Source organism: Mesorhizobium sp., from assembly GCF_041661565.1.
Classification (GTDB): domain Bacteria; phylum Pseudomonadota; class Alphaproteobacteria; order Rhizobiales; family Rhizobiaceae; genus Mesorhizobium.
The window spans coordinates 1-5,705 of record NZ_JBAZUD010000212.1 but is presented as its reverse complement, the minus strand read 5'-3'; the positions used below and the strand labels follow the sequence as shown (position 1 = coordinate 5,705).

The 5,705-nt window shown below is 62.8% G+C and carries 7 protein-coding genes; all 7 read right to left on the bottom strand.

Features of this window, described 5'->3' with window-relative positions; genetic code table 11:
* Window positions 1-407, bottom strand: a 407-nt coding sequence (locus tag WC739_RS24130) for a dihydroxyacetone kinase subunit DhaK (RefSeq protein ID WP_372955506.1), incomplete at its 3' end; no start/stop codon positions are given.
* Window positions 408-480: 73 nt separating this feature from the next.
* Window positions 481-1,494, bottom strand: coding sequence for an ABC transporter ATP-binding protein (locus WC739_RS24125; protein ID WP_372955505.1), 1,014 nt, complete (start codon window positions 1,492-1,494; stop codon window positions 481-483).
* Complete coding sequence (locus tag WC739_RS24120) at window positions 1,487-2,599, bottom strand: ABC transporter ATP-binding protein (RefSeq protein ID WP_372955504.1); 1,113 nt, start codon at window positions 2,597-2,599, stop codon at window positions 1,487-1,489. The genes WC739_RS24125 and WC739_RS24120 overlap by 8 nt, the downstream gene beginning before the upstream one ends.
* A gap of 2 nt (window positions 2,600-2,601) precedes the next feature.
* Complete coding sequence (locus WC739_RS24115; RefSeq protein WP_372955503.1) at window positions 2,602-2,805, bottom strand: hypothetical protein; 204 nt, start codon at window positions 2,803-2,805, stop codon at window positions 2,602-2,604.
* A gap of 274 nt (window positions 2,806-3,079) precedes the next feature.
* A complete protein-coding gene (locus WC739_RS24110; protein ID WP_372955502.1) occupies window positions 3,080-4,030 on the bottom strand; it encodes a carbohydrate ABC transporter permease in 951 nt (316 codons plus the stop codon).
* Window positions 4,027-4,974 carry a carbohydrate ABC transporter permease gene (locus WC739_RS24105; RefSeq protein ID WP_372955507.1) on the bottom strand — a complete coding sequence of 316 codons (948 nt, stop codon included), beginning with the start codon at window positions 4,972-4,974 and terminating at the stop codon, window positions 4,027-4,029. Before WC739_RS24105 ends, WC739_RS24110 begins: the two co-directional genes overlap by 4 nt.
* A 224-nt stretch (window positions 4,975-5,198) precedes the next feature.
* On the bottom strand, window positions 5,199-5,705 hold a 507-nt coding region (locus WC739_RS24100; protein WP_372955501.1), incomplete at its 5' end, for an extracellular solute-binding protein.

The window sequence follows — 5,705 nt, the reverse complement described above, 5'->3', positions numbered from 1 at the left end:
ACGATCACCATCTCGACGGCAAAACCTTCGGCGCGCGCCTTCTCGGCCGCCAGGCCGAAATTGAGGCGGTCGCCCGTGTAGTTCTTGACGATCAGCAGGCAGCCCGCCGGGCCGGTGACCGCGCGAATGGCCGCCAGCACCGCTTCGACGCTCGGCGAGGCGAAGATTTCGCCCGAAACCGCCGCCGTCAGCATGCCCTTGCCGACAAAGCCGGCATGCGAGGGCTCATGCCCAGCGCCGCCGCCGGACACGATGCTGACTTTCGTCCTGTCCCAGTCGGCGCGGAGGATGACCTTGATATCGGGATAGCCGTCGAGGCGCGCAAGATCGCCAGCGCCGATGGTCCGCAACAGGCCGTCCAGCGCCTCCGTGACGATGGTTTCCCTGCGATTGAAAAAGTGCTTCATCGAATTCGTCCAGTCTATCCGCAATCGTCATTCAGAGCCGGCGTTCATCCTTGGCAGGAAACACCGGAACCGTTCACATGAGCCTTTGTCCGTCGGCACCGAAATAAAGCGGCGACCGGTAGCGGATCACCACTCTGTCACCCTGTTCCAGATCCGTATCGGGATCGGTCAGCGTCACCAGCTTCATGGAGCCCACCGTCACATGAAGGTGGTTCTGGTCGCCGAGATGCTCGACCCAGTCGACAACGCCGTCGGCATGGCCATTCATCGCCTTCCCGATCGTCAGATGTTCGGTGCGCGCGCCGATCGTCTTGGTGCCGGCGGGCGCGCCGCCGTCCGGCAGCAACCCGGTCGGTAGCAGATTGATCGCCGGCTGGCCGAGCCTGGCCGCGACATGCAGGTTTGCCGGCTCCGAATATATGGTTCGCGGCGAACCGATCTGCACCAGCACGCCATCGGCGAGGATGCCGATGCGGTCGGCCATCGTCATCGCTTCGATCTGGTCATGCGTCACATACAGCATGGTGGCGCCGAGTTCGGTCTGGATGCGCTTCAATTCGAGCCTCAGATCCGCCCGCAGCTTGGCATCAAGCGACGACAGCGGCTCGTCCATCAGGTAGATCGACGGCTTGCGCACCAGCGCGCGGCCGATGGCGACGCGCTGCATCTCGCCACCCGAAAGCTTGGTCGAGCGGTTGGAAAGCTTGTGATGGATCCGCACCATCTTGGCCACCTCCTCGACGCGGCGGCGAATCTGGTCTTCCGGCATTCTGCGTGCCGGCGAGCGCAGCGGGAAGGCGAGATTGTCGAACACCGAAAGATGCGGATAAAGCGAATATTGCTGGAACACGAAGGCGGTGTCGCGCTCGGCCGGTGACAATGTCGTGGCGTTGTGGCCGCCGATCTCGATCGTGCCGGCATCCTGCCGCTCCAGCCCGGCGATCAGCCGCAGCGTCGTCGTCTTGCCGGCCCCCGTCGGGCCGAGCAGCACGACGAACTCGCCGTCGGATATATGCAGGTCGAGACCGTTGACGGCGACATGCTCGCCGAAGCTCTTGGTCACGTTCTTGATGTGGACCTCAGCCATGCCGGGCTCTCCCCTGGGAGGCGGAATCGTGGACCGCGGTTCTCACCGCGCGGCCCGAGCCCTTTTCGAAAAGCGACAGTCTCGCGCTGCTCAAGGCAAGGCCGACATGGTCGCCGGTCGAGAGCCGGATTTCGGCCGGCACCCTGGCCTTGATGATGCCGTCCGCCGTCTCCACCGCCACGATCTGCGTGGTGCCGAGATATTCGGTGCCGTAGATGGCGCCGCGCAGCTTCGAATTGTCGTCGAAGCGGATATGTTCGGGGCGGATGCCGATCGCCATTTCGCCGGGCGCGATATCCTCGCGCACCTCGGGCACGGCCACCGTCGCGCCTTGCACGACAACCTCCCTTGCACCCTTGGTCAGTCCACCGCCGAATCCGAGGAAATTCATCGGCGGCGAGCCGATGAAGTCGGCGACGAACATGGTTGCCGGCCGGTCGTAGATCTCGCGCGGAGTGCCAAACTGTTCGATGACGCCGTGGTTCATGACCGCGATCTTGTCGGCCATCGACATCGCTTCCATCTGGTCGTGCGTGACATAGACGGTCGTCGCGTGGATGCGGTTGTGCAGTTCGCGCAGCTCATGGACCATCAGATCGCGGAACTCGGTGTCGAGCGTACCGAGTGGCTCGTCCATCAGGAAACACTTCGGCCGCCGCACGATGGCGCGGCCGAGCGCGACACGCTGGCGATCGCCGCCGGCAAGGCCGGAAACGGATTTGTTGAGCAGATGATCGATGCGCAGGAGCTTCGCCGTCTCTTCGACGCGGGTGCGGATTTCAGCCGACGGCATGCCTTGCGCCAGAAGCGGAAAGCCGATGTTCTTGCGCACATTCATGTGCGGATAGAGCGCGAACAGCTGGAAGACGAAGGCGATGTCGCGCTCGCGCGCCCGCAGCATGGTGACGTCGTCGCCGCCAAGCAGGATCTGGCCGCCGGTCGGCAGTTCGAGCCCCGCGATCATGCGCAAGGTCGTGGTCTTGCCGCAACCGGATGGCCCGAGCATGACGAAGAACTCGCCGTCCTCGACGACGAAGTTGGAGTCCTGCACGGCGACGAAATCGCCGAAGGCCTTTCTCAGGTACTGGACGCGAATTTCGGCCATGATTATTCCGGGAACTTCGAGACGATGATGAACATCACCGTGCCGGCAAGCATGGTGATGAAGGAATAGGTGTAGAGCGACAGCGCGAAGGGCTGGAACAGCATCAGGAAGCCAAGCGCGATGAGCGCCGTCGCGATGTTTTCCATCAGCCCGCGCCGTGCCCAGGCTGGCCATGATCTCTTTATGGGAGCAACAGGGCGCGTCATGCTCCACCCCCTTCCTTCTGCCCGTCCAAGAAGCGAGAGGCTTGCCAGGTGGTTCCCCCACTCCGCCGCTGCTTCGCAGCGCCACCTCTCCCCCCTCCGGAGGGAGAGGAAGGGAGTCTGGCCAACTTAGGGTCGCGCCCTTCCTCTACCCCGTCGATCGGGGGAGAGGTGTCGAGCGAAGCTCGACGGAGTGGGGGTCGACCTGGCGCGGCGCGAGACCGGGAGCGAGGACAAGGGAAACGGTGGCGCCGTCGGTTTCTTATTCCCAGAGCAATCATTTGCGCACCGCGCCGAAGGTGATGCCACGCAGCAATTGCTTGCGAAGCAGGATGGTGAAGACAAGGATCGGCACCAGGAAGATCGTCGTGCCGGCCGCGACAGCGGGCCAGTCCTGGCCGCCTTCGCCGATGATGGTGGGGATGAAGGGCGGCGCTGTCTGTGCCGTGCCGGAGGTCAAGAGGGCCGCGAACGCGTATTCGTTCCAGGCGAAGATCAGGCAGAAGATCGCGGTCGCGGCGATGCCGGTGGTGGCTTGCGGCAAAACCGTGCGCCAGAAGGCCTGGAGCCTCGTATAGCCGTCGATCATCGCCGCTTCCTCATATTCGCGCGGGATCTCGTCGATGAAGCCCTTCAGCAGCCACACCGCCAGCGATACATTGACCGCCGTGTAGAGCAGGATCATGCCGAGCGCGGTGTCGGACAGGCCAAGCTCGCGGTACATCAGGTAGATCGGTATGGCGACGGCGATCGGCGGCATCATGCGCGTCGACAGGATGAAGAACAGCAGGTCATCGGCGAGCGGCACCTTGAAGCGCGAGAAGCCATAGGCCGACAGCGTGCCGAGGAACACCGCGCAGAAGGTCGAGCCGAAGGCGATGATCAGCGAATTGATGAAGCGCGGCAGGAAGTTGGACTGGCCGGCGATCACCATGTTGCGCTTGCGCACGGTCTCGTCGCAGATGCCTGTCGCGGGTCCGAGAGAGTTGATGTATTCGGGCGTCTGCCGCGTGCGTGTCGTGAACAGATTGCAGTAACCCTCAATGCTCGGCTGGAACAGGACCTTCGGCGGATAGGCGATCGAGTCCGGCGGCGTCTTGAAGCTGGTGGCGAAGATCCACAGCAGCGGCACGATCGAGATCAGCGCATAGGCGACGATGATCGCGCCGGCGATCCGCTTCGAATTCGCCGAAGGCGCGACGACCGAATGGGCAGTGGTCAGGCTCATCTCTGCTTCACCTTGTTGAGCGCCTTGACGTAGATGTTGGCCAGGCCGAACACCGCGACGAACAGGATGATGGCGAAGGCCGACGAATAGCCGGTGCGCCAACTTTCGAAAGCCTGCCGCTTCAACGTGATCGAGGCGACCTCGGTGGTCGAGCCGGGTCCGCCGCCGGTCAAGAGATTGACCATGTCGAACATCTTGAAGTTCTCGATGCCGCGAAACAGCACCGCCAGCATGATGAAGGGCAGCGCCATGGGAAGCGTGATCGACCAGAACTGCCGCCAGTTGGAGGCGCGGTCGACCTCGGCCGCCTCATAGATGTATTCGGGGATCGAGCGCAGTCCCGCGAGGCAGATCAGCATCACGTAGGGCGTCCACATCCAGGTATCGACGATGACGATCGACCACGGCGCCAGGGACACGTTGGACAGCATCTGGATATTCGTCGGCGGGATACCGGTGACAAACGAGATGGCATAGGCGAACAGGCCGATCTGCGGCTCGTAGAGGAAGCGCCAGAAATTGCCGACCACCGCCGGCGACAGCATCATCGGCACCAGGATGATGGTCGTCCAGAAGGCGTGGCCGCGGAACTTGCGATCGATCAGCCAGGCCAGGGTGAAGCCGATCAGCGTCTGCAGGAGGATCGTCCAGAACACGAAATGCGCCGTCGTCTGCATGGCGATCCAGACATCGCTATCGCCGAGGATGCGCCGATAATTGGCGAAGCCGAGATTCTTCACGACTTCATTTGGACGGTTGGCCCGGTAGTTGGTGAATGACAGATAGATCGCCCAGAACAACGGGAAGATGTTGATGGCGAGCAGCAACAGAATCGTCGGCGAGATGAACAGCCAGGCCAGGCCCTTGTCGCTGATGCCGCGGACCTTGCGAGCCAACGGTTCCGGGGTCGCCCGGGCAACGTTCTCCGCAGTCCGATTGAGCATGGTCAGTCCTGCTTCGGTCACTTTAGCTCGTCTCTGTGATGGAATTTATCTGAACCGCGTTCCGTGCCAAGTGCGGCACGGGACCAGAGCATGATGCCGAACAGTGCGAAGCGGCTTTCGGACGACATCATGCTCGCTCTCACTTGGCCCGGAGGCGGATGTTCCAGGTCGTTTGGCCTGAAATCATCCGGCTCCGGGGGTCCGGCTCGGGAGGAGCCTTGCGGTTACAGCTTGCCGTCGTCCTGGAACACCTGCGTCCAATCCTTGACCAGCCCGTCGAGCGCGTCCTTGGCCGAGCCCTGGCCGGCGACGACATAGTCGTGGAAGCGTTTCTGTGAGGCCTGCAGCAGCGGCGCGTAGCTCGGCTCGGCCCAGAAGTCCTTCACGATGGCCATCGAGTCGAGGAAGGTCTGCGCATAGGGCTGGCTCGCCGGGAATTTCGGATCCTTCACCACCGCGTTGAGGCAGGAATAGCCACCGAGCGACCACCACTTGGCCTGCACGTCCTTGTTGGCGAACCACTTGATGTATTTCAGCGCCTGCTCCTGCTTGTCGGAATAGGACACCACGGAAATGCCCTGGCCGCCGAGTTGGGCGAACTGGGCGCCGCCGGGACCCTTGGGGTTGACGAAGTAGCCTATCTTGTCGCCGCCGACATTCTCGTCCTTCTGCAGGCCCGGCCACGTGAAGGCGAAGTTCATGTGCATCGCCACCTGGCCGGATTTGAAGGC

Bases quoted from the DNA above. Each gene is read 5' to 3' on its own strand.
- WC739_RS24125 (WP_372955505.1), bottom strand. From the start codon at position 1,494: ATGGCTGAGGTCCACATCAAGAACGTGACCAAGAGCTTCGGCGAGCAT.
- WC739_RS24115 (WP_372955503.1), bottom strand. From the start codon at position 2,805: ATGACGCGCCCTGTTGCTCCCATAAAGAGATCATGGCCAGCCTGGGCA.
- WC739_RS24105 (WP_372955507.1), bottom strand. From the start codon at position 4,974: ATGCTCAATCGGACTGCGGAGAACGTTGCCCGGGCGACCCCGGAACCG.
- WC739_RS24110 (WP_372955502.1), bottom strand. From the start codon at position 4,030: ATGAGCCTGACCACTGCCCATTCGGTCGTCGCGCCTTCGGCGAATTCG.
- WC739_RS24120 (WP_372955504.1), bottom strand. From the start codon at position 2,599: ATGGCCGAAATTCGCGTCCAGTACCTGAGAAAGGCCTTCGGCGATTTC.